Origin of the sequence: Paenibacillus sp. yr247 (genome assembly GCF_900103825.1) — a bacterium.
In the GTDB taxonomy this organism is placed as follows: domain Bacteria; phylum Bacillota; class Bacilli; order Paenibacillales; family NBRC-103111; genus Paenibacillus_E.
Window position 1 is genome coordinate 20,835 of the sequence record NZ_FNIF01000004.1, and the last position, 21,624, is coordinate 42,458.

Below are 21,624 nucleotides of genomic sequence, written 5' to 3' on the forward strand. Positions count from 1 at the left end.
ATATCTTCGATGTTCCCTGTCTCGATTTCGTTTTCTTCAATTTCCTGGATGCTTTTCTATTTCGAACAAATACCGCCAATACCTCCAGATGTTTATTCGATTACACTCAAGGGAATAATTTGGTTATTGCAATACATTTAGGGGATGAGACAGTGAATGGGAACATAATGAAAGATTTGAGCGAGGATATTCAAAATAATTTGCAGCAGATCCAGTCGGATTTTGGCAGCAGCACGGATCTTGTTGTTCGCGAGTTCCGTATCGCTCAGTTGGACAATACCAAAGCTGCGCTCATTTACATCGAAGGCATGGTTGATAATCTACTGATTGCCACTTCGATTATGGAATCACTCATGCTCTCGGGTCAACCGGAAGATCAAGTACTCGACTTCTACGAAGACGAGCTTTCGTACATAAAGGAACACCTTCTGGCCATTGGAAGTATTGAGGATATTTCAACTTTCCAATCTCTTTACAACTCTGTGTTATCCGGAAAAGCTGTGATCTTGCTCGAAGGTTGCAGTCAAGGCATATCAGCGGCCACCCGCGGCGGCAAAGACCGCGGCGTTACGGAGGCGACCCGTGAAACCGTTACGCGAGGCCCGCAAGAAAGCTTCTCAGAAGTATTACGTACAAATACTTCTTTGATTCGCAGAAAAATTAAAGACCCCAATCTTTGGATGGAGACCAAACCCATTGGCCGGGTGACCCAGACCGATGTGGCTATCATGTTCATCCAAGGAATCGCAAATGAAAAAATCGTCGACGAAGTAAGAAGACGTTTAAACGAAATCGATACTGATTCTATATTGGAAAGCGGATATATCGAAGAATGGATTCAAGACGAAACATTTACTCCATTCCCTACAATGTACAATTCCGAAAGGCCGGATGTTATCGCAGCGGAATTATTGGAAGGAAAAATTGCCATTTTAATTGATGGAACCCCGATGGTCCTGATCGCACCTGCACTTTTCGTATCGTTTTTTAATGCATCCGAGGATTATTACCAACGAGCAGATATCAGTACGATCATTCGGTTTCTTCGGTATATTGCCATTTTCATTTCCTTGTTAGGCCCTTCATTATATATCGCGATCACCAACTTCCATCAGGAAATGCTGCCTACGGATTTATTGATCAGTCTGGCTTCACAACGCGAAGGCGTACCTTTTCCCGCGTTTGTGGAAGCGCTCATCATGGAAGTCGTATTTGAAATCTTGAGGGAAGCTGGAATCAGAATGCCCCGGACAATTGGACAGGCGGTTTCGATCGTGGGAACTTTGGTTCTGGGTACAGCTGCGGTAGATGCAGGGATCGTCTCGCCTGCCATGGTCATTGTCGTTTCCATTACGGCCATTTCGAGCTTCGTCTTCCCTTCGTATAACATGGCGATCGCTTTCCGCATGTTACGGTTTCCTTTAATGGGTCTTGCCGCCGCATTTGGACTTTATGGCGTTTTTGTCGGACTGATTACTCTTTTGCTGCATTTGTGCAATCTACGATCGTTCGGCGTTCCTTACATGAGTCCTTTCGCTCCTTTGATCGTTTCCGATCTAAAAGATGCGATCTTTCGTTTGCCGCATTGGATGCTATTCACACGTCCGCGCTTAATTAATCAAAAAAACATCATTCGTCGAAACGCTAACAATCAAAAGAATAATTAAGTAGGGGACTCGTCCTATGATCCGAAAATCTATGATACTGTTTCTTCTTACAACGATGGTCCTCTTGTCCGCCGGATGCTGGAATCGAAGGGAGCTCAATGAACTTGCAATTGCAGGGGCGATCGGAATCGATAAAGCAGGCAATCAAATCCGGCTCTCCGTTCAAGTCATGAATCCAGGAGAAATCGCTGTGAAAAAAGGCGGCGGTGGCAACCGTTCCCCCTGTCGTCTTATATCAAGGGACGGCCGACACCGTTTTTGAAGCGCTGCGAAAAATTACAACCATCGCCCCGCGTAAACTTTACCTTGCTCATCTGCGTGTACTGATCATTGGCGAATCCTTAGCTAAGGAAGGGATCGGTCGAAATCTGGAGCTGTTTTACAGGGATCAGGAATTGCGTCCGGATTTTTATGTTGCCATTGCAAAAGGAACGACTGCGGAAGATACATTAAAGGTGCTCACGGGTTTGGAACCAATCCCTGCGTCTAAAATTTTCCATACCCTTGAAACATCACAAAAAGTATGGGCGCCTACTCTTGCTGTAACACTCGATGATCTTGTCAACAGATTCGAAAGTGATACCAATACGGCAGTACTTACCGGTATTCGGGTGAATGGGGATCCGACAATAGGAGAGTCTCCCAAAAACGTGACTGTCATCGATTCACCTACCCGACTGCAATTGTATAACTTAGCTGTGTTTAAGGGGGATAAACTGGTCGGCTGGTTATCCGAAGATGAGAGCAAAGGATACAATTATATCATGAATAATGTGAAAAGTACGGTTGGCTTTGTCCCCTGTCCGGATGAAGGGAAAATCGTTAACGAAGTCATCCGCTCCAAAGCGGAAATTAAGGGGATAACGAGTAAAGGTACGCAAGCAGTCCGGATTCTTATACGTCCCATGGTAAATCTCGCTGCCGTACAATGCAAAATAAATTTACTCGATCCGCAAACTATTGCCTACGATGAAAAAAAAGTGGAAGAGGTTATAAACGGCTATATCGACAAAGTGCTTCATAAAGCTCAAAAAAATTTGCACGCGGATATATTCGGCTTCGGAGAAGCAATTTCCCGTTCGGATCCCAAAGCATGGAGCAAGCTCAAGAAAAATTGGGATGAAATCTTCCCGGAATTGCCGGTGCAAGTCCAGGTACAAGTCAGAATCCGAAATATTGGAACGACAAATAAATCTTATTTGAATGACATAAAGGAATGAATACAATGTGGATTGCTTCCATTTGCGTATTGAGTGTAATATTGGCCTTTCTCGAAGTTCCTTCTTTACTAAAAAAAGGATGGACCAAAGAGCTTGCGGTTTTTAGCGTATTGCTTCTAGCAGGCACAAGTTTATGCATAGCTTTATCGCTGCAAGCCAAATTGCCGAATCCTGTCAATGGCATTCGCTATTTCTTCGAACCTCTAGGCAAATGGATCATGGCAAAATTGAGTTAAGAAAGGTGTTTTTCCGAAAATGGAAAACAAACAACGTATTGCCGGGAGGCAATTTGCCATACTCGTATTTTTTTTTACCGTTGGGACTTCCATTATTTTGGCGCCTTCCATCACAACAGCGGAGGCCAAACAAAGTGCCTGGATCTCCTCAGCTATCGCAATGGGAATTGGATGTTTGCTGGTCTGGATGTACAATACGCTCGGCGGGAAATTTCCCGGCCAGACGATTAATGAATATAGTGAAATCGTATTAGGCAAATGGCTTGGAAAACTGATTTCGCTGTATTTTCTTCTAAACCTCAGCGTTCTTTCCGCTCTTGTACTCAGGGACATAGGTGATTTTGTCACGATACAATTGATGCCGGAAACCCCTATACAGTCGATTATTATTTTATTTTTGATCATTACCGTTATGGGAGCCCGAATGGGAATTGAAACGATTGGAAGAACTTCTGAAATCGTACTGCCCTGGTTTCTCTTTCTTTTTATCATTTTTATTATACTAATTTCTCCAAAAATAGATGTCAAACACCTACAGCCCTTGCTTGGAATCGATATAAAATCTATTATTCGCGGCGCGATGCAGCTTCTTTTTTTTCCTTATCTGGAGCTTGTTTTGCTTTTAATCGTTTTCCCCCATGTGAATTCGGTAAAAAGTGCAAAAAAAGGCTTCATGATCGGAGTATTATTAGGAAGCACCTTGCTCTTGACGGTAACAGTCATGAGTATTCTGGTACTCGGAGCAAGCGATACTTCAAAACATTTCTTTCCCAGTTATGTGATGGCGAAAAGAATCAATATTGCCGGATTTCTTCAGAGGATTGAAGTCATTATGGCGATCATTTGGTTTTTCTCTATTTTTTATAAGTTAGTTCTTCTCTTTTACAGTTCTGCCATCTCGCTCTCTCAATTGTTGAAACTCAAGGATTATCGTCCGTTGACTTATCCTATGGCAATGATATTATTTGTTCTTAGTATGGTCATAAGTCCGAATTCCGTTCAAAACCTGATTTACTTCCGGTTCATCGGATTCCCCTACAATCTTACTTTTGGCTTTCTGATTCCATTTGTCTTGTTGGTAATGGCCAAAATTCGAAAATTTTAACTGACAGATAGCATAATACCCTCATAGACATAATCCCATGCATTATCATCAACACTCATAATTCCCACCACCATATGAGAACTTGTATTTTCATGTCGGAAGGTGATTTTACGGTTCTGGTGCCAAAGAAATCATGTGATGTCCGAACGAGGCATCTCGATTTCTTATAGAACAACGACAAAAAGAGGCGACGAATGATTACATTCGACTTGCCTTTTTTTGATCTTATTCATTGCTTCAATTTCTTGAATCGTTTAGGCGTAATTCCAACTATCTTTCTTATAAAATTTCCTCCATTTTTCACGGACTTGAGATCAATGGTTATCTCCATTTTTATACATCATAACCTCGTTATATTCGTTTGCGCAGCAGTAATCGCGAGCTTTGAAATACCTCCCTTTTGTGTCTTTAGACCCTCTATCCTTCCAATTGTTTTCGTGATAATATAAAAGCGTTAGTTTTGTATAGTGGTATATAGTTTCAACTAATGAAATATATTTTGGGGGTGTTTCTTATGGAAAACGAACAGTCCATAAAGCAGCATGTACAGCAGCAATTCGCCAAACATGCAGACAAGTACGTGACAAGTGAGTCTCATGCAAAAGGTGATGACCTAGCGCTGCTGTTAAGCTGGCTTCCCTTAGAAAATACTTGGAATGTACTGGATATTGCAACAGGTGGCGGACACGTGGCCAAACAGCTATCTGCTCATGTCCGGCAGGTCATCGCTACTGACCTCACGCGTCCCATGCTGGCTGCAGCTGCTGACCACTTGAAACAGGCGCAGTGCAACAATGTAACCTTCGTTGTGGCTGATGCCGAACAGCTGCCTTTTCTCGACAGTTCGTTTGACGCAGTAACGTGCCGTATTGCTGCTCATCATTTTCCTCATCCTCATCTATTCCTAATTGAAGCGGCACGTGTACTCAAACCAGGTGGCAAATTGGTTCTCATCGATAACGTTGCTCCCGCCGATGAAGCGCTTAGACGATTTATGAATACATTTGAAGCGATGCGTGACACCAGCCATGTTCGGTGTTTATCCGTCTTGGAATGGCAATCGCTTGCGGAGAAAGCAGGGCTTCATGTGGAGCAATCCGAATTGAATCGCAAACAGCACAAGTTCGCCGCATGGGTCATGCGTACCGCCGAGAACGAAGAACAAGCGAAAAACGTTGAACACTTTATTAGCGAAGCGGATCAGACACTTCGAGATTATTTTTCCGTTCATATTGAGAATAGTAAGCTTCAATCCCTCCAAATCGATGAATGGCGAGCTCTGCTCAGTAAGCCTTCATGATGAAATTGTATTTGCGTAATCGCGATTAGCTTCCAGACCTATCAACTCTCAACAAAATATAACCTTCATTATTTGTTTGTATCGAACATTACTCCCCGTTTAGTTGAGCAAAGTTAGACCCGGTGCAATCTTCACTTCGGCCCTCCCACTTTTAACAAATTTAAATGCTTGTTTATATTCAGGAAGGTATTCAATAATATCTTGTTGTTCAGTACCTTCGTTGACGAATCCTTTCTAATTTTATAGGGAATCAATGATAAACGACCATCTTGGATGACCCACTCCGAATATCTGCTATCTCTTTTCTCAATTAGTTTTCCATCTTCAAAAAAGATGTCCCCCTTATAAATATCCTCATTGCCCGCTAATTCAACCATTTTTCCTTTTTGTTTACTATTGATACTTAAAGATAAATTTCTGTATATTCGGAACTTATTCCAAAAATTTGATTGATTCTGTTTATCCAATCAATCTCCTCCTTAAAGCATCCAAGTAATTTAGGAACCATAGATCCTATTCGAGGCTGGCTTAATTGGAGTCTATGGCTTCCTTCAGCAATATATAGAGAAACACTACAAGAAGCTCCTCTATTATGAATGGATTCCGTCTACACAAGCTGCGAATCGTATCATATGCTGAACCAAATAGCAAAAAAAGCTAGGAGGATGTGAAGCGATTGATAAAAAGAATGCGACTTCAACGAATCGTTCATTACGGTATCAATACTACGTAGAGCAGCTGCGCGCATGATCCCTTTTTACACTCGAATTGCTTTTAATCGAAAATATGCGGAATCTTGGACATTAGGCGTACGGAAGGCCGACCTGACGTATAGGGAGAAAAACTATTAGTTTAGAGGACGTGGTTATTATAAAAAAAATAGTTAAAAAAAGTAAACCAAAAGTAAATCATAATCTTTCTGTAGCCCTCTTAAAACGACCTGATTTTATCTTATACCAAGACCCGAAGTATGGATTCAACCTTAAACTTCCCCATTGGTGGAAAAGTTATATTATCGTTAAAAGAGAAAACCGTCTGATCGATGCGGAATACGGCGTATCTTTCCTTTTTAAGTATAAAGGAAAGGTGTATGAAGAGGTATTAACCCTGCTAGTATTCCGAATGACGCGGAAACAATGGCGTGAAAAAGGCTATGATGACTCTCCTGTCGTCTTCCTTGCCGAGCGCAATGGACGTATTTATGCTTATACGCTGCCAGGAGAGCTTCCTAGCGATTTTCTCGATAAATCAGGGCAGGACTACGATTACAAAAAATTCGGCAAACCGATTCGGCTGCTAAAACGCATGGTGAATGAAGATGTCCCGAATATTGTCAAAACGTTCCGACTTACATGATATTTTACGAAAAAGCTGTTGTTACGGATTCCAAAGAGTTCCATTATTTGCTTTCGGGAATGGAATAAAGTTCTTGTCATCAGCGAATGACAAGAACTTTATCTCATAAATAAAAAAGCCGCAATATTAGCGGCTTGAAATGGGACAAGATTCTAGTTTGTAGAGGGTTAGTATCAGTAAAAAGATGAAGCTCATCCCGCACTGTGCTCCTAGCTTGCTCTGTTGTATAATTATCGAAACAAGCAAGGAGGAATTGTCTTGGAAACTAGCATAAAATCAATACCTACATTCACGGAGGGAGTCCGGGACTGCATACCGACTCTTCTTGGATATATCGGTATAGGTATCTCTATGGGAATCGTGGGCAAAACCGCGCATCTCAGCATCGTTGAAATTGGCTTACTTTCGGCTTTTGTGTATGCAGGAGCTTCCCAATTTGTCATTTGTGCAATGCTCATTACCATGAGTCCACCTTCTGCAATTATCGCGACGACGTTTATCGTTAATTTTCGCCATTTCATGATGTCCGCAGCGCTTGCACCGCATTTCTCTGCCTATTCCCTTCTAAAAAATGTTGGAATCGGCACTCTTCTAACAGATGAATCGTTCGGTGTAGCGACTCATCGTGTTTCTAGAGGATTAGCAGTCAACGACAGATGGATGAATGGATTGAATGTGATGGCTTATCTCACTTGGATCGCCTCCAGTATGGCAGGTGGATGGCTCGGCAGCTGGATTCCCGACCCAAAAATGTTTGGCCTAGACTTTGCTCTAACGGCTATGTTCGTAGCGTTACTCGTTCAGCAGCTGCACGCAATGCCTGCCTCCAAACTGAAACATTATCTGTCTTTGATTGTTTATATGGTTATCACAATGTTCGTGCTATCTATCTTTTTCTCCACGTATATGGCTGTACTTCTGGGAACAGTAATCATTGCTACCATTGGGATGGTGACAGAGAGATGAGAGTAGATCTTTCTGTATTGTTGATTATCTTGGGTTGTGCTTTAGTTACTTTTGCCCCCAGGATTCTGCCTTTCGTGGTCGTCCGGAAATTGAATTTACCTCAAGCTTTCATGAAGTGGCTGTCGTATATTCCGGTTTGCCTTCTTACTGCACTCGTAGTTCAGGAAATGATTCAGAAAACCGAGTCGATACCTATGGTGAATTGGTTAAACATAGCAATGGTCATTCCGACGCTGCTCACAGCTTTAAAGACTAAAAGCTTGTTAGCCACTGTCCTCGTGGGTATTGTTTCTGCGGGTCTGCTGCGTTGGATCTTCTAAACACTAAACAACTCATGCTGAACGCCATCCAAGATCCCGCTAGATATTGTAATTAAGGCGAGCGTCAGTAAAAATGTGGAGATCCCGAACCAATCGAGACAAGCGCCGGTGGCAATCAGCGAAATCTGGAACATCACGCGGTCAAGCATTCCTCGAAATGAGAAAAAGCGGCCTTGTGCTTCTTTCGGCACTTTGATTTGGAATAGAGTAGATACCATCGGAAAGAAAAAAGCGACTGCGCAACCGAACATAACTTGTTAAACGCAATCGCGCCACATTTAAAATTAATGAACCACCGTTACCAATGCCTCTGCTTGTTGACCCATCTTACATTGTCCGATTGTAACGTCGGCGGCGATTCGGGCTCGTTTCACTGCTATGCCTGAATTAGCCTTCAAATGAAATCGAATGGTTTCAACTGCCAGCGGGTTTAGTTCAAGCTGCAATGTAAAAATTCACCATAATCAATGGATATCCTTCTAAATCTTTCATCACTTCGGTTTATTATTCAAACTTTACACCAGAAAGCTGCTGTGTTAAGAAAATGAAGACGAAAGCCAAAGGTTTAGCCGGTATAATCGTCACTAAATTGGAGCTAGCCGTTTGCTATAAATGCTTGTAAAATGAAAATACTGTCTTTTTGAGCCAAATATTTCACTGGGTTTTTAGTAGCTGGACTTCCTCTTCAATCCGACTGACGTCAATCCTTTGGAATAATACTTCAACTTGCGTAAGTTTTCTACCAGATGGGCTCTCAACATAGTCCCAGGAAGGCTCTAACAAGTCTAGCAAACCTCGAATCTTTTTACATGAAAAGGGTACAAAAGGTTCCAGAAGAATAGACAAATTCGCAATGATTTGAACACAAGTAAAAAGAGTGTTGCTACACGAATCCACATTTTCTTTTATCTGAATCCAGGGTTTTTGTTCATCAAAATATTTATTACAGCTTCGAATGAAAGCAAATACGGTCTCTAACGCTTCTTTCAGCCTACCATGTTCGATAAGGTCTCCACAAAGGATATACAGTTCTTCAATTTGTGGTTTAATTTTTATATCTATCGCACCATTTGGGATTTTGCTTTCATAATATTTCTCTATAAATACCAAGCTTCGATTCACAAAATTACCAAATGCACCAAGTAACTCCCCATTATGGCTGTATATAAATTCTCTCCAGGAGAAATCCGTATCGCGATTTTCAGGTCCATTTGCAATTAAAAAATAACGCACAGAATCCGCTTCATACTTCTCTAATATATAAGGCACCCATACTGCCCAGTTTCGACTCGTTGAAAATTTTTTACCTTCTAAAGTAAGAAACTCGCTAGAAACGATTTGATCTGGCAAGTGTAGATTTCCAATACCAAGCAGAATAGCAGGCCATATTAACGTATGAAAAGGGATATTATCCTTACCATGGATATAATAGGCTTTTTTTACACCCTCTTTAGTCCAATACTTCTCCCATGATTCACCAATCTGATTTGCCCACTGCTTACTTGCAGAAAGATACCCACTAACAGCCTCCACCCAGACGTAAATTTTTTTCCCTTCAAAACCTTCTAAAGGAACATCTACGCCCCAATCTAAATCCCGAGTAGCAGCTCGGTCTTGCAGCCCTTCTGCCAAATAACGCTTGGTTAGCCCAATGGCGTTCTCCCTCCAGCCGTCCGCCTGATCAACAAAGTTTTCTAGCTCATTCTGAAATTTCGATAGTGCCAAGAAGTAATGATCTGAAAACTTTAAGGATGGAGTCCCGTTGCATAACTTACATGAACGATTATCAAGTTCCAATGGATCCAATAAAGCAGAACAGGAATCGCATTGATCACCACGTGCCGCACTTCCGCAATTTGGACAGTTCCCCTCAACATAGCGGTCCGGCAGAAAGCGTTCACAGCCATCACAATAGGTTTGATCAACTGCTTTTTTATACAGGACACCATTATCCAGCAGTTGAATAAAAAGCTCTTGAACTACTTCGTGGTGGAATGGATTATCCGTCCGAGTATATAGATCATAGGAAAATCCGATTTTACGGAAACAATCCATAAATTCATTATGGTACCTATCGGCAATTACTTTAGGGGAAACACCTTCTTTGTTAGCTTGAATTGAAATTGGCGTTCCATGACAATCACTTCCTGATACATAAAGCACCTCTTCTCCCTTTAACCGAAAATAGCGGGCAATCACATCACCAGGTAGCAAGCTCGCTACTCGCCCTAAGTGAAGTGATCCGTTTGCATAGGGCCACGCTCCACCAATAAAAATGCCCATTACTAATTCCTCCTTGTTATTCAAATATTTTCGAAAACAAAAAAAGCTCTCGTCCTCAAAAGGACGAAGCTGTCGCTCACGTGTTTCCACCTAAATTTACCGATCCCTCACGGTGACCGGCCTCTACAGGTACGTCACCACATGAGGGATTATACCCTGGCAAGCCATACACAGCCATAAAAAAATTATACCGAAGTTGCACGACTAATCTACTAAAGTTATTCGTTAATTCAATATAGTATGCTTCAGTTTTCGGAAAGTGACAGCATAATCTCCTTCTTCAAACATATCGTAGTGCATTGGAATGACCTACTCATCGTTATCGATTAATGAGGTCTAAATTTCGCAAATTCCTGTAACTGATCGCTAAGCTTTCGAACGGATCTCGACGGCTTTGATCCTGCTCCACGACGAGCCACTGAGTCCCAATTGCTTCCGCCACCTTCGAAATCTTCGTGAAGTCCAGAATACCTTCGCCGATCTCCGCAAAAAATTGCTCCTCGCCAGCTTCCATGTCTTTAATATGGAGCAGCGGACAACGATTTTGGAGCTTGCTTAAGTAGTCAGCCGGATCTTCCCCACCGCGTTTGACCCAGTACGTATCGATTTCCATCTTGACGAGCTCAGGATCAGTTTCACGCAACAGAATATCCATAATTACTTCACCGTCGATCCGTTTGAACTCCCAATCATGATTATGATAGAGGAACTGCTTACCGCGTCTGCGAAAGGCCTCGCCTATTCGGTTCATCTGCTGGGTCTTGTTCAGTACGTCATCCAAAGTACCGTCGAAAAGCAAGGAAACCGTGATGAAGCTGCCACCTACTTCGTCCAGATAATCGGAAATTTGTTCCGCATCGATATTGAGGCTGTTGAAGCCGCCCCACGTGTTGATCACCTGCAGCCCAAGCCGATCGAGAAGCGCTTTCAGCTGGGATATCTTCATGCCTTCCGGAGGCATACCAATCTCAACGCCTTGATAACCTATAGCGGCCACCCGTTCCAGAGATCCTGCATAATCTTCAGCTAACTGTTTTTGGATTGTATAAGGCTGGAAAGCAATCGGAAACGTTGGCATGGTCATCGTTCCTTTCAAATGGGTAATTTATATAAATCGATTATGTTGAACTACGTATCCAACTGGTTGAATTTCAAACCAAGCGGGAGTGGAGCGGGACGCTCGACATTCGTCTGAAGATGAATATGCCGCTCCTCTGCGGACGCTTCAAAGATAGCAAGAGATATATCCAGAACATGTTCCGCCATCCGTCCGCTTGCTCTATTCGCCCGGCCCGACCGGATCGCGTAGGCCATGTCGGCTACGCCAATTCCTCTGCTGTCTTCCGTAAAGCCGTGCGTAAGTGGAATCTCCTTCGATTGACCGCTGCGGAATTGAATGTTTACAGTCGTATCCAGACCCGGAACCGGACCGAAGAAATTGGGATCCGGCACCGTCATATTGCCTTCCGTGCCAAAGATCTCAAGTCTCGGTTTATAGCCGAAGCTTTCCTTGGCGGCCTGCAGACTCGCTACCGCGCCGCTGTGGAAGTCGAGTACGGCAGTCACGTTCGTAGGCGCTTCCACCGGAACGGTATCGCCATAGCGTGGAGATTTCGGGTTCTGAACCGTGATTTCCGCGTGAAGCTGCTTAGCGGAACCTGTGACTCTCCGAACGGGACCGAGCAAGTTAATTAATGCCGTTAAATAATAAGGTCCCATGTCCATAATCGGGTCCCCGCCAAGCTTGAGGAAATTTTGAAAATTAGGATGCATCCCGTCTCCGGCACTCCCCATAATAATGGTTGCGTTAGCTCCATAAGGCGTGCCGATCCAGCCGTCATCGATAAGCTTCCGGCATGTTTGCAGACTCGCTCCCATGAAGGTATCTGGAGCGCAGCCGACCAAAAGTCCCTTAGATTCGGCCAGAGCCAACACTTCCTGCGCATCTTCGCGTGTTAGAGCAAAAGGCTTCTCTGTATAAACATGCTTCCCTGCGTGGAGAGCCTTTAGATTTAACGGGGCATGAGCTGCTGGAGCAGTTAAATTGAGCACGATGTCGATGTCTGGATGTGCGAGTAACTCTTCCACCGTACAGACGGTAGGAACACCGAATTCTTCTGCCCGTTTGCGTGCAAGCTCAGGCAGGAGATCGGCACAAGCGACTATTTCAATAATATGATTGAACACCTGCGTGCAGTTCTTTAAGTAAATACTGCTGATCATTCCGCATCCGACGACGCCTACTTTCACCTTCTCCATAACATTCACCCATTCCATTCAGAGTTGTTGTCTGCTTGCCATTCATGGCCATCCATGTACAACTGACGCAAATTTGAACAAACAAAATGCAGAAGCGGAGCGCAATAAGACACTCCGCATTAAAGTATTAGCTTGTAAACTGCTGAATACGATCCTGCAGCAATTGGTTAAATTGATCTTCCATTTTGTGGACGCCGGCTTGCTCGAGTTCTTTCATGAAATTATCCCATATCGTGTCAAATTTGTCCGGCTTGGCCAGAATCGCTTCCGGTATGCGTTTCTTCATTAAGTTCTCAGCCTTCTGGAAGATTAGGGCCGCATCCGTATCCTGCGGAATATTAATTTGCCAAGTTGCTCCCAACGGTTTGACTGGGAACTCGGACGCCTGCGGGTACAGGTCCTTCCACATCTTTGCATTATATTTGCTGAGAACTTCTTTATCGGTATTGGAACATCATATAACTGGAGCGCCATTTTATTTTTGCGAAACAGGTTACCGATAAAATCAATTTAATTAAAGGCTCTTTCGCATATAAATTACATTTTCTGAGTCAATCCTTTTATTTCCGTTCGTCTCGATAAACTCCCAGCTAACTGTACACTCGCCATATTCCCAGTCTATATAGCCCAACTTTTCATACAGTTGTTTAGACCCTGGATTATTTGTACTAGCTACAAACAAACCTATATGAGCGCACCCTTTTTCTTTCGCTAGACGCTCCGCTTCTTGAATTATAGCAGTTGCCACACCTTTTCTGCGGTATTCATCTATCGTCAATCCCCCTTCAAGCATAGCACTATGGGTAATATCCAAATATTTTGTAACATGATCATCATTTGGACCACTCCAATGTACCAAGAAGCCACCAATAGGGGTGTTATTATACCAACCGATTAGATATACTCCTTCACCTCTCTGTTGTACTTCAAATCGCCGGTACTGAGGGTTTGACATATCATCTGGAGAAAACATATTTTCAATCATATCCAATTGAGATTCTTCTGCTGGCTTGATGTCTATTCATAATTCATTTTCCATCATAATCTCTTCCTCCTTAGAATCCAAGCAAGCAAGTGCTCTGAAATCCCCCTCCTAAGCGAATCTATTATGGAGCTATCGTTCTCCGTTTGCTTAGTTGATGATATGTCCACGTACCCATTCACTTATTTGAAGAGCCACTTCATTTACCACTGTTTTAGAAGTATCGACGGTCGGCATTGGTGGTGTGTATGCTTTGTCAGCATTTTCGAGCAACCACTTAGCAAAGGATTTATGCTCTTGAATCATATCCTCTGACCAATTCCTTGCACGTAATCGTAATTCACGGGTTTCATCGTCACAATGTAAGTTCAAATAGTAAATATTCTTGAAGTATTGATAATCCTCACACTTTTCAGCATCCCAAGGCATCATTGTTCCGCATATGATAGTTATTCGTCCACTTTCGGCTATATTTCTTGCAACACGAAGCCAAATATTTTGAATTTTGTGCCAGTCGTCTCCGACAAATTTATGAATGGAATCAATGTCGAAAATATCAACTTCTGGTAATAATCCTCTCAGTTCCTTAATAACTGTTGTCTTCCCTACACCACTTGCACCTGTCACTATAAACAACGGTATTTTTTCGCCCATGGTTCTTCCCCTTTGAAAAGTTTTGAATTATTTTCTACCTTAGGAGAAAAACCTAATATTGTAAAGTGAAAGTTTGAATATAGCATAACTGCCCGTTTAGCTTGCTATAGGTGCAGCCATCCAGCATTATTTTTAGGAATAAAGGAACTCAGTATGGAATTTTCTGATATCATCCTTTTCTGACAAGCTAACTTTATCTCAAGGGAAAATGCGTGTATTAATAATGAGCACGTGCTAATATTTTTTTCAATTTCAACCACCTGTCTTTCGTCGGGATTAGAAATCTATTAGTGATTGCAGCTTCTGCACTATATTCGCTTGAATTCTTTCTTGTCATATAATGACTTCAATTAAGAACACTAATTAAGTAAAGGGGTAATTTTAATACACTCTCTTAGCATTTCGAAGTTACCTATATACAATGTGTGGGTCTTTTATTCCTTAACTTTGAATAAAATTATTATTACAGGTAAGAATTCTAATAATATATTAAAAAGTGGGTGTTAGATTTGAGTGATAAAAAACGCGAAGATTCATGGAATGATGTTCATGACAAAGAATTAGCTAAGACAGTATTGACTCACATAAGGAACGGCAGTACACAACTAGCAGCGTTTGAAGAAGTCGCTTCTAGAATTAATCGGACACAATCAGCTTGTGGATTTAGATGGAATAAAGAACTTAGAAAACAATATGAGAATGAAGTACTTGAGGCTAAGCAAAATCGCTCTAAACAGAAACCAGTAAAGAAAGAAAGAGAAATCTTTGTTACTGTTTCTAATGTATCCGCAGATTCTCCAAGTGTACCAGTTTCTTATAATGAAGCTTTAAAACAGATAATTATTTTAGCCAATGAACAAATACAAAAGTATAATGAGCTTCTTCAAGAAAACATTGAACTCAGAGAAGAAATAAATAATTTAAAGTCACAGAAACAACAAGAAGTTCCTGAAGGTTTAGCTAAAGAAGATCTCGATGCTTTTCTGCAAATTATGAAAAGAGCAAAAAGTTTGACACATGCATAATATTCCCTTCACTCCTCATAACACGCGATGCTGTGGCTATAGGTGGAAGCATTACAAAACGATTGATACAAATTGCTGAGTAACAACTTTCTGGTTCCATGTCAGATTTCAGACGTGAATTTTGATGTATATTAAACAAGAAAAGAAGACTGCTCTCACCTCTTCCCCTCAGGTGATTACAGTCTTTTTGTTTTGTTTTGAATTTAATATTTTTTTTAATAATTAATACCTATATTTGTCCTATTGACCAGAGAGAAGGGTTCACCTCCAAAAAGAAATCATTCATTCTCACAGCACCATGTCAAAAATGTAAGCATTGTTTGAATGGATGATGCACAAAAAAAATAACAGGATTTCCCAGAATTACGGAGATATTTATAAACCCTGGTACTTTGTAAAGGTATCAATCTCTCCAGAAGAACTCCTTATTTTCATTTCGTTTTTGTCAGAAACAAGACCAAATCATCATCTACACGAACTTGACTTCCCGGTTCGACAGGCATGTTATTGTACATTATTCCTCTACCATCGGGGACGAAACCACGCTTTATGTAAAGCCTTTGTGCAGTTCCATAGTCAGCATATAGCCCAAATCCAATCCCAATAGTATTCGACTTAGCGAAAGCATTTTCTTCTAGAGCCTCAATTAATATACTTCCTATACCACGTTTCCTAAATGGCGGAATGACGTCAAAGTTTTGAATGTCAGGTATGCCGTTTTCAACAAAATAAGGATATTTTGATTTATATACTACATGTCCCCATCCTACAAACTCACTCTCATAAAACGCTAAGAGTGTGACTCTTTTTATACTTTGGTTCTCTTCCCAGCATCTCTTAACATAATCACGAGGTTTGCTTATGTCATGACCAGACAACCCCTTATATATCAAATCAATGTCGTCGTTCTGAGACATCGGACGAATTTGAATAGGTATACTCATATCCTTTTCCTCCCAAGCATTAAAATGAACCCAAATAATTACCTAAATACCTAACATGATAACAAATTAATTAGGATTAAGCTTGTGCTATCGCTCGAAACTATCCCGTAAAACAAATTGAATAACCGTTTCCGCGTATCGTTCAGGCTCCTCAAAACGAGGCATGTGACCGCTATCCTCAAAAAATTTTAGATATCCGTACTTTACGTTTTTCAAGAAAGTTTGTACATGGATATCACAGGTGACATAATCATGTACTCCTTTTAGCAATAAGGCAGGACATTTTATTTGATGGAGCATTGACATAATTGATTGGTATATTGCTCCTTCACTATAAAGTTTCTTTTGAAACATTTGTTGCTTACCCCACCACTCTTTTGGAAAAGGGGCTTCCGAAACCACACGATCAAAGAAATATTTATCTGGACCATGAGTATACAGGTCCTCACGCCTATCTCCTAAGTTGTTAAGAATCTGATTAAAACATATATTAAACAACTCTTCTAGTGAAGAATAATCTTTCTCAGCGGCTTTTAAACACATAGTAGCCCGTTCTTCATCCCCAATGTTTAAATAAATTCCAGCAGCTCCTCGAATCAAGGATCGTGCAGAAAGACTTAAATCAAAAGTCGGTGACTCAAAAATAAGTTTATCTATCGAATCAGGATAAGTATTTGAATAAAGTAACCCAATATATCCTCCAAAAGAGTGCCCAAGAACGGACCAACGGTCGATTCCTAATGATTTCCTTAAAGCCTCACAATCTTCAACGAGATCATTTAATTCAAATTTTTCATCTTCTTGGAGTGGGTCGGAGCGAAGTACTCCTCTTTGGTCAAAAGTAATTAAATGAAGTTTTTTTGAGATTCGTTGTCCTTGAAATAACTCAAAATCGTAAGAACCTACGCCAGGTCCACCATGTAAGTATAACAATGGAACCGAATTCTCATTGCCAAAAGAGTTTACAAATAAATTTTTACCACGGATGTTTATTTTTCCACTCACTTTTATCCCCTCCTGGTCTAATTATATGTTTCTAAAAATTTTTTTCCTCCTCCTGTGGTCTGAAAAACCCGTATTTTTAATACATCTCATTTATTGAACACAACTTGATTAAACATAACTGAATTTTGAGTCAGTCCAAGAAAAGGTACCTAAGTCGATAACCGCTATATTAATTTGGTTATTGCTAAAAATCCCCAATAAAAAAATAAACAAGCAAGAAGAATTAGAAAGGTTTTCGCCAACCACCAAGGACTATATTTCATAATCACTCCATATATCAAGCTCGACACGATATCAAATATAAAACCGAGTAATGAAAAATTACCAAAGGAGGGAAAGGCAGCAGAATGTTCAATTACACCTTTCTTTTCATGGTTTTCTTTTGTTAAACGCAACCCTGTTAGCAAGATACCGAATCCAATTAACCAAAGTACTGCAGTAACTACAAGCCACCACCACTCCATTTAAAAGCACGCTCCCTACGGTTTATCTAAAACTCAAATAACAATAACAAGAATACTAAACATTGTTACCTTGGACTGTAGCTTATAATACTTTCTGTTCTTCTCGATACAACATCCAACCTACAACAAGTCCATATACCGCAGTAACAATATGAATCCAAGAAGGTGTTTTATCTACGAGAAGAACCAGCTGGCTGAATAAACAAAAAAAGTGCCAACGGATCTCTCCGATGACACTTCGCTCTAAATCAGTGAATGGTATCAAGGAGGCGGTTTCCCGCCCCCTTTTCTTAGGTAAATCTGTTTTTTATCCGCTCAAGAATGTTGCTGTTTCTTGCTCTGTAAACGCCAAAAATAACCGATCCCATGACTGCTGCTGCGGCTGCAGTTGATGCAACGATCTTTGTTTTATTTACCTGACGCATTACGAACACCTCCACATTTTTTTGAGCGAACATGCTTAGTTTACCTTAGAATATGAACAAAAATTCAAGGTCTGGCTTTTTAAGGTGATTAGCTTAACGAAAGTAGTTTATAAGTTATAAAATATACGTTCCCCAGATAAAAAAGGAAGACAGTGTTTAGCACATAATAAAGGCATCCGTTCACTAATCCAAGGATGAACAGCTTCATTTTCCATGTGAAAAGCGTAATACCCGAAAATAGCCAACAACATAAATCCTTCCAGTACAACAAAAACATCTTCAGGTACATCTATAAACCCATAATATCCCTTGAGAAATTGTATTCTATACTCAGCCGGAACCATTAAAGCCCCCATTGAAACATCCAATAAATAATACCCGTATCCAAATAACCCAAAATCAATAAAGCATATTTCTTCTCCACTAGTTACAATAACATTACCCATGTTCAAATCACCGTGGATGATGCCCCATGAGTCCTCTGCCTTGCCTATACTTTTGAGGCGAGAGTTAATCAACTGAATCGTTTCCTCAACAATGCGAAAATCTGGAGGAAGAATTATTTCCATCTTAACACCGCGTTGAATTTGCAATAGCATTTGATCGTTCCGTTCAATCCCCTGATTAGGTCTAGAGTTAGAACTAACACACTTGTAATACTCACGAAAAAATTTGTGAAGTTCAGCGATCATTGCCCCAAGTTTGGTGACAAACTCCTCGACTAGTACATCTTCCTTTTTCATATCCTTTCCGGTTACCCATGTAAGTAACGAACAATTAATATTCTTTCCATCATGCTCTATTTTTGTAATGAAGTCTCCGTAACAGTTACGAATAGGTTGTTGAACTATTAGCTTTGTTTGGATAGCTATTTCCTCTAGCAGTTGTAATTCGCTTATTAAGCCATTATTTGTATGTTGTAATCCTTCCAAATTTCCTGTAATTGGTTGATGAATGCGAAGCAAGTATGAGTTCCCTTTGACTAGATCGCTGACTTTATAGGTCCTATTTTCACTATGTCTTAGAAATTCAATATCAGGATGAAAAATGCCATATTTGCTAAGAACGTCGATTATAGCTTCATCAATCATATAAGGGATTCCCTTTCTTTGTATGTTAATTACAGAATCTAACATATTCGTTTTGTTTCCTCAAGTATCCTGCCTATTAGAAAAGAATTAAGGCAACCGATTGACTAAATCGGCTGCCTTTTCTTGGTGATTATTGCCCGTTATATACCATACGTCGAACGGCCTGAATTGGAGCAGCAGCATCAATGAATAAAGGCTGCCGGTGTGGGCGATGGCCTTCGTTGCGGTGGTGATGCCTATTACAGCTTCAAATAATTAACATTGCGGATATAAACAGTATCATCCTTGGCCGAAGCCTCGTCTGGTTCGTCATTAACCTCTTCGTCGCGCCGAACGTCGAACGCGCCTTCGTTCTTGATCAGCTTCGTTTGGACTACGCCGTACTGCTCGCCGTTACCGCTGATGACGCCATAATTCACGATGGATTCGATCGAGTCGAACAGCAGCTGCGGATCGATCTCTGCCGCAATGTCCAGCACCCCGTTTACGATGAAGGAAAGCGGCTCCGGCGAATATTTCAGCTCGTTCGGGGTTAAGCGATACTCGCCTTCCACGACGCGTAGCTTGCCAGCGTAGCTCAGTACCTCGACGGCGGGATCAGCAGTTACGGCCAACACGCTGTCTTTCAATTCCACTGGGCACAGGATCGCTCTTTCAGAGTGCAGACGGTCGACCGCCGCAGCAAGCCGTTCCGGCGTCACGTCGAGCTCGAACCGAAGCAGGCCGGTCGCATGGATGCGTCTATGTGGCAGTCTCCGCAGCACGCCCGCATCTAATGTCAGGTCGCGGTCGATATAGTAAGTATCCGCAGGGATAGTCACGATCTTCGCCTTGTGCGCGTTTACGAGCTTGCCTGACAGCGCGGCCAGCAGCTGCTCGCGGATTACTAGCTCGCCCGTGAACTCCATATTGCGAAGCTTTTCTTCCAGTAGGGCGGCGTCGGCGTCAAGCAAGACGGCCTTGCCGCTGAAGGAGACCCTGGAGTCGGAAGGTAGTGTGCGAAGGAACAGGTCGTCGATATGGACCGGATCGCTAATCAGAAGCGCGTTATCCATGTATAGGGCGAGACGGCCGTTGTGCTGCACGATCTTCTGTTGGACGATGCTGAACACACCTTCCGGGCAAAAAATCGTGCCATTGACGATGATGCCGGCGATGCCGCGTTCCAGTGATTCGGCATCGGCATCCGGCCGGATGATGAGCGTCCCGTTGACCACAAGATACAGTGGGCTGCCGCCGTCAGGTGCAGCTCCGACCTCGTACCGGTCGTTCACCATGTGCAGCTTGCCGCCTTCCGGTATCTCGGCTTGCACGTTGATGTTTTTCTGGGCGACGTTTGCCAACAAGCCGATGGTCGCTTTGCTGTACAGCAGTAAATTCACGTTCTTGATCTTGCTTACGCCGTCCAGCGCCTGTTCTGCTGCCGTCGTGATGTCAAGCACATTGACGTTTTGAATCACTTTATTCATAGCGGGAATCCCTCCTTTTCTTGGTCTAGCTTTTTGCGCAAAAGTCGCAAAGCGGTATGAAGACGATAGCGGACGGTGGGGTGGGGGACACCTGACCGATCGGCGATCTGCTTGCCGGTCATGCCCAAAATATAGCGTTGACGGACGACTTCGCAAAGCTGGGGAGGAAGGCACTCCAGCAGCTCTTCCGTCTTCAGACCCGCAAGGAAATCGACGTCAGTCCAGGGGTCGTACCCTTCGGGCAGAGCGGTCTCGAACTTCGTTCTCCGACGGCGGTCGTAAAGTATGTTCCTCATCACCTTATAGAGCCACGCCCGTCGCTCGTACACCGCCAGACGCTCGAGTGTTACTGAATGGGCCAGAGCCCGGGCGAACGTCTCCTGCAGAAGATCTTCCGCTTCCTTGTCGTTGCCGGCGATGGACCTGGCAAACCGGTTCAATTCGGCATAGTGCACCTTGTACAGCTGTTCGATCATCGCGGCCCCCCTTTTCCCGGATCTGTCCTTTACATCTCCATTCGTCCTTCGCCTTTATAACGTTCGAGCGGGGAAAAGTGTTGGGCACGGCGCGAACTTTTTTTTCTGGACAGCGCAATCCTTTCACAGCCCCAGAGTTTGGTAGTGAACCTCTGTATGAACGTAATATTTCTTGTGTCAAACTTACGACTTGTGAATCAACAAACACATCATCAATAGGTCTATACGCGAACTTCTGAAATCTCTGAGCCATCTGCATTTCAATCACATGCAATCAATTCCATCTCAAAAATGAAATATATTCCTAGCTCTTTTTCGCTGAACGATGTTAGATATTAATATTTCAAGATATACTTACCAATACCTGGTTTTGCAAA

General features: G+C 42.2%; 27 protein-coding genes. 10 read left to right on the forward strand and 17 right to left on the reverse strand.

Annotated elements, in window-relative coordinates; translation table 11 throughout:
• Positions 1-167 precede the first annotated feature (167 nt).
• The 6 genes from BLT91_RS10800 to BLT91_RS10820 all read left to right on the forward strand — a co-directional run bounded on the left by BLT91_RS10800 (position 168) and on the right by BLT91_RS10820 (position 5,528).
• Entirely contained in the window at positions 168-1,667 is a 1,500-nt protein-coding gene (locus tag BLT91_RS10800) for a spore germination protein (protein ID WP_090821183.1), read from the forward strand.
• 16 nt (positions 1,668-1,683) lie between these two features.
• Entirely contained in the window at positions 1,684-1,929 is a 246-nt protein-coding gene (locus BLT91_RS32755) for a Ger(x)C family spore germination protein (protein ID WP_254776884.1), read from the forward strand.
• The gene (locus BLT91_RS10805) at positions 1,874-2,887 is read left to right on the forward strand and encodes a Ger(x)C family spore germination protein (protein WP_254776885.1); all 1,014 of its coding nucleotides are present in this window, start codon (positions 1,874-1,876) and stop codon (positions 2,885-2,887) included. Before BLT91_RS32755 ends, BLT91_RS10805 begins: the two co-directional genes overlap by 56 nt.
• Before the next feature lie 29 nt (positions 2,888-2,916).
• Positions 2,917-3,123, forward strand: a complete 207-nt coding sequence (locus BLT91_RS10810; RefSeq protein WP_254776886.1) for a hypothetical protein — start codon at positions 2,917-2,919, stop codon at positions 3,121-3,123.
• Positions 3,124-3,142: 19 nt separating this feature from the next.
• Positions 3,143-4,228 carry a GerAB/ArcD/ProY family transporter gene (locus BLT91_RS10815; RefSeq protein WP_090820646.1) on the forward strand — a complete coding sequence of 362 codons (1,086 nt, stop codon included), beginning with the start codon at positions 3,143-3,145 and terminating at the stop codon, positions 4,226-4,228.
• Between the two features lie 514 nt (positions 4,229-4,742).
• Complete coding sequence (locus BLT91_RS10820) at positions 4,743-5,528, forward strand: class I SAM-dependent methyltransferase (protein WP_090820648.1); 786 nt, start codon at positions 4,743-4,745, stop codon at positions 5,526-5,528.
• 131 nt (positions 5,529-5,659) lie between these two features.
• Here BLT91_RS10820 and BLT91_RS10825 read toward each other — a convergent pair whose 3' ends face one another.
• On the reverse strand, positions 5,660-5,995 hold the full coding sequence (locus tag BLT91_RS10825; RefSeq protein WP_090820650.1) for a hypothetical protein: 336 nt from the start codon (positions 5,993-5,995) through the stop codon (positions 5,660-5,662).
• 655 nt (positions 5,996-6,650) lie between these two features.
• On the opposite strand from BLT91_RS10825, the gene BLT91_RS31490 reads away from it, so the two are divergent.
• From BLT91_RS31490 to BLT91_RS10840, 3 genes are all read left to right on the forward strand, one after another.
• On the forward strand, positions 6,651-6,884 hold the full coding sequence (locus BLT91_RS31490; protein WP_175532234.1) for a hypothetical protein: 234 nt from the start codon (positions 6,651-6,653) through the stop codon (positions 6,882-6,884).
• A 258-nt stretch (positions 6,885-7,142) separates the two neighbouring features.
• On the forward strand, positions 7,143-7,850 hold the full coding sequence (locus BLT91_RS10835; RefSeq protein ID WP_254776887.1) for an AzlC family ABC transporter permease: 708 nt from the start codon (positions 7,143-7,145) through the stop codon (positions 7,848-7,850).
• Positions 7,847-8,170 (forward strand): AzlD domain-containing protein, encoded by a 324-nt coding sequence (locus BLT91_RS10840; RefSeq protein ID WP_090820654.1) that lies wholly within the window; start codon positions 7,847-7,849, stop codon positions 8,168-8,170. Before BLT91_RS10835 ends, BLT91_RS10840 begins: the two co-directional genes overlap by 4 nt.
• On the opposite strand, the gene BLT91_RS10845 is transcribed toward BLT91_RS10840, so the two are convergent.
• The 8 genes from BLT91_RS10845 to BLT91_RS10875 form a co-directional block, all read right to left on the reverse strand.
• Positions 8,167-8,388, reverse strand: coding sequence for a hypothetical protein (locus tag BLT91_RS10845; protein ID WP_175532235.1), 222 nt, complete (start codon positions 8,386-8,388; stop codon positions 8,167-8,169). The two genes, BLT91_RS10840 and BLT91_RS10845, sit on opposite strands and share 4 nt — an antisense overlap.
• A gap of 66 nt (positions 8,389-8,454) precedes the next feature.
• Positions 8,455-8,616, reverse strand: coding sequence for a hypothetical protein (locus BLT91_RS31495; protein WP_175532236.1), 162 nt, complete (start codon positions 8,614-8,616; stop codon positions 8,455-8,457).
• A 208-nt stretch (positions 8,617-8,824) separates the two neighbouring features.
• Complete coding sequence (gene metG / locus BLT91_RS10850; RefSeq protein WP_302847486.1) at positions 8,825-10,543, reverse strand: methionine--tRNA ligase; 1,719 nt, start codon at positions 10,541-10,543, stop codon at positions 8,825-8,827.
• 229 nt (positions 10,544-10,772) lie between these two features.
• Positions 10,773-11,531 carry a sugar phosphate isomerase/epimerase family protein gene (locus BLT91_RS10855; RefSeq protein WP_175532237.1) on the reverse strand — a complete coding sequence of 253 codons (759 nt, stop codon included), beginning with the start codon at positions 11,529-11,531 and terminating at the stop codon, positions 10,773-10,775.
• Positions 11,532-11,581: 50 nt separating this feature from the next.
• The gene (locus BLT91_RS10860) at positions 11,582-12,730 is read right to left on the reverse strand and encodes a Gfo/Idh/MocA family protein (RefSeq protein ID WP_254776888.1); all 1,149 of its coding nucleotides are present in this window, start codon (positions 12,728-12,730) and stop codon (positions 11,582-11,584) included.
• 109 nt (positions 12,731-12,839) lie between these two features.
• Complete coding sequence (locus BLT91_RS10865) at positions 12,840-13,121, reverse strand: hypothetical protein (protein ID WP_090820661.1); 282 nt, start codon at positions 13,119-13,121, stop codon at positions 12,840-12,842.
• Positions 13,122-13,226: 105 nt separating this feature from the next.
• Positions 13,227-13,697 (reverse strand): GNAT family N-acetyltransferase, encoded by a 471-nt coding sequence (locus tag BLT91_RS10870; protein WP_254776910.1) that lies wholly within the window; start codon positions 13,695-13,697, stop codon positions 13,227-13,229.
• A gap of 147 nt (positions 13,698-13,844) precedes the next feature.
• The gene (locus tag BLT91_RS10875) at positions 13,845-14,348 is read right to left on the reverse strand and encodes an AAA family ATPase (protein ID WP_090820665.1); all 504 of its coding nucleotides are present in this window, start codon (positions 14,346-14,348) and stop codon (positions 13,845-13,847) included.
• 509 nt (positions 14,349-14,857) lie between these two features.
• On the opposite strand from BLT91_RS10875, the gene BLT91_RS10880 reads away from it, so the two are divergent.
• Positions 14,858-15,373 (forward strand): hypothetical protein, encoded by a 516-nt coding sequence (locus BLT91_RS10880; protein WP_090820667.1) that lies wholly within the window; start codon positions 14,858-14,860, stop codon positions 15,371-15,373.
• Between the two features lie 431 nt (positions 15,374-15,804).
• Here the strand turns inward: BLT91_RS10880 and BLT91_RS10885 are convergent, their stop codons facing one another.
• From BLT91_RS10885 to BLT91_RS10915, 8 genes are all read right to left on the reverse strand, one after another.
• Complete coding sequence (locus tag BLT91_RS10885) at positions 15,805-16,317, reverse strand: GNAT family N-acetyltransferase (RefSeq protein ID WP_090820669.1); 513 nt, start codon at positions 16,315-16,317, stop codon at positions 15,805-15,807.
• An 87-nt stretch (positions 16,318-16,404) separates the two neighbouring features.
• Entirely contained in the window at positions 16,405-17,322 is a 918-nt protein-coding gene (locus tag BLT91_RS10890; protein WP_175532238.1) for an alpha/beta fold hydrolase, read from the reverse strand.
• Between the two features lie 164 nt (positions 17,323-17,486).
• Positions 17,487-17,786 (reverse strand): hypothetical protein, encoded by a 300-nt coding sequence (locus BLT91_RS10895; protein ID WP_090820674.1) that lies wholly within the window; start codon positions 17,784-17,786, stop codon positions 17,487-17,489.
• Between the two features lie 82 nt (positions 17,787-17,868).
• Entirely contained in the window at positions 17,869-18,051 is a 183-nt protein-coding gene (locus BLT91_RS10900) for a hypothetical protein (RefSeq protein ID WP_090820676.1), read from the reverse strand.
• 25 nt (positions 18,052-18,076) lie between these two features.
• A complete protein-coding gene (locus BLT91_RS33505) occupies positions 18,077-18,211 on the reverse strand; it encodes a hypothetical protein (protein ID WP_302847487.1) in 135 nt (44 codons plus the stop codon).
• A 107-nt stretch (positions 18,212-18,318) separates the two neighbouring features.
• A complete protein-coding gene (locus BLT91_RS10905; RefSeq protein ID WP_254776889.1) occupies positions 18,319-19,347 on the reverse strand; it encodes a phosphotransferase enzyme family protein in 1,029 nt (342 codons plus the stop codon).
• A 194-nt stretch (positions 19,348-19,541) separates the two neighbouring features.
• Complete coding sequence (locus BLT91_RS10910) at positions 19,542-20,771, reverse strand: hypothetical protein (protein WP_090820678.1); 1,230 nt, start codon at positions 20,769-20,771, stop codon at positions 19,542-19,544.
• Complete coding sequence (locus BLT91_RS10915) at positions 20,768-21,247, reverse strand: RNA polymerase sigma factor (RefSeq protein WP_090820680.1); 480 nt, start codon at positions 21,245-21,247, stop codon at positions 20,768-20,770. The genes BLT91_RS10910 and BLT91_RS10915 overlap by 4 nt, the downstream gene beginning before the upstream one ends.
• Positions 21,248-21,624 lie beyond the last annotated feature (377 nt).

Excerpts from the sequence above, each read along its gene's own strand:
- BLT91_RS10800 (WP_090821183.1), top strand. The coding sequence starts at position 168 with ATGAAAGATTTGAGCGAGGATATTCAAAATAATTTGCAGCAGATCCAG.
- BLT91_RS32755 (WP_254776884.1), top strand. The coding sequence starts at position 1,684 with ATGATCCGAAAATCTATGATACTGTTTCTTCTTACAACGATGGTCCTC.
- BLT91_RS10815 (WP_090820646.1), top strand. The coding sequence starts at position 3,143 with ATGGAAAACAAACAACGTATTGCCGGGAGGCAATTTGCCATACTCGTA.
- BLT91_RS10820 (WP_090820648.1), top strand. The coding sequence starts at position 4,743 with ATGGAAAACGAACAGTCCATAAAGCAGCATGTACAGCAGCAATTCGCC.
- BLT91_RS31490 (WP_175532234.1), top strand. The coding sequence starts at position 6,651 with ATGACGCGGAAACAATGGCGTGAAAAAGGCTATGATGACTCTCCTGTC.
- BLT91_RS10840 (WP_090820654.1), top strand. The coding sequence starts at position 7,847 with ATGAGAGTAGATCTTTCTGTATTGTTGATTATCTTGGGTTGTGCTTTA.
- BLT91_RS10845 (WP_175532235.1), bottom strand. The coding sequence starts at position 8,388 with ATGGTATCTACTCTATTCCAAATCAAAGTGCCGAAAGAAGCACAAGGC.
- BLT91_RS10855 (WP_175532237.1), bottom strand. The coding sequence starts at position 11,531 with ATGCCAACGTTTCCGATTGCTTTCCAGCCTTATACAATCCAAAAACAG.
- BLT91_RS10860 (WP_254776888.1), bottom strand. The coding sequence starts at position 12,730 with ATGGAATGGGTGAATGTTATGGAGAAGGTGAAAGTAGGCGTCGTCGGA.
- BLT91_RS10865 (WP_090820661.1), bottom strand. The coding sequence starts at position 13,121 with ATGTGGAAGGACCTGTACCCGCAGGCGTCCGAGTTCCCAGTCAAACCG.
- BLT91_RS10870 (WP_254776910.1), bottom strand. The coding sequence starts at position 13,697 with ATGATTGAAAATATGTTTTCTCCAGATGATATGTCAAACCCTCAGTAC.
- BLT91_RS10875 (WP_090820665.1), bottom strand. The coding sequence starts at position 14,348 with ATGGGCGAAAAAATACCGTTGTTTATAGTGACAGGTGCAAGTGGTGTA.
- BLT91_RS10885 (WP_090820669.1), bottom strand. The coding sequence starts at position 16,317 with ATGAGTATACCTATTCAAATTCGTCCGATGTCTCAGAACGACGACATT.
- BLT91_RS10895 (WP_090820674.1), bottom strand. The coding sequence starts at position 17,786 with ATGGAGTGGTGGTGGCTTGTAGTTACTGCAGTACTTTGGTTAATTGGA.
- BLT91_RS33505 (WP_302847487.1), bottom strand. The coding sequence starts at position 18,211 with ATGCGTCAGGTAAATAAAACAAAGATCGTTGCATCAACTGCAGCCGCA.
- BLT91_RS10905 (WP_254776889.1), bottom strand. The coding sequence starts at position 19,347 with ATGTTAGATTCTGTAATTAACATACAAAGAAAGGGAATCCCTTATATG.
- BLT91_RS10910 (WP_090820678.1), bottom strand. The coding sequence starts at position 20,771 with ATGAATAAAGTGATTCAAAACGTCAATGTGCTTGACATCACGACGGCA.
- BLT91_RS10915 (WP_090820680.1), bottom strand. The coding sequence starts at position 21,247 with ATGATCGAACAGCTGTACAAGGTGCACTATGCCGAATTGAACCGGTTT.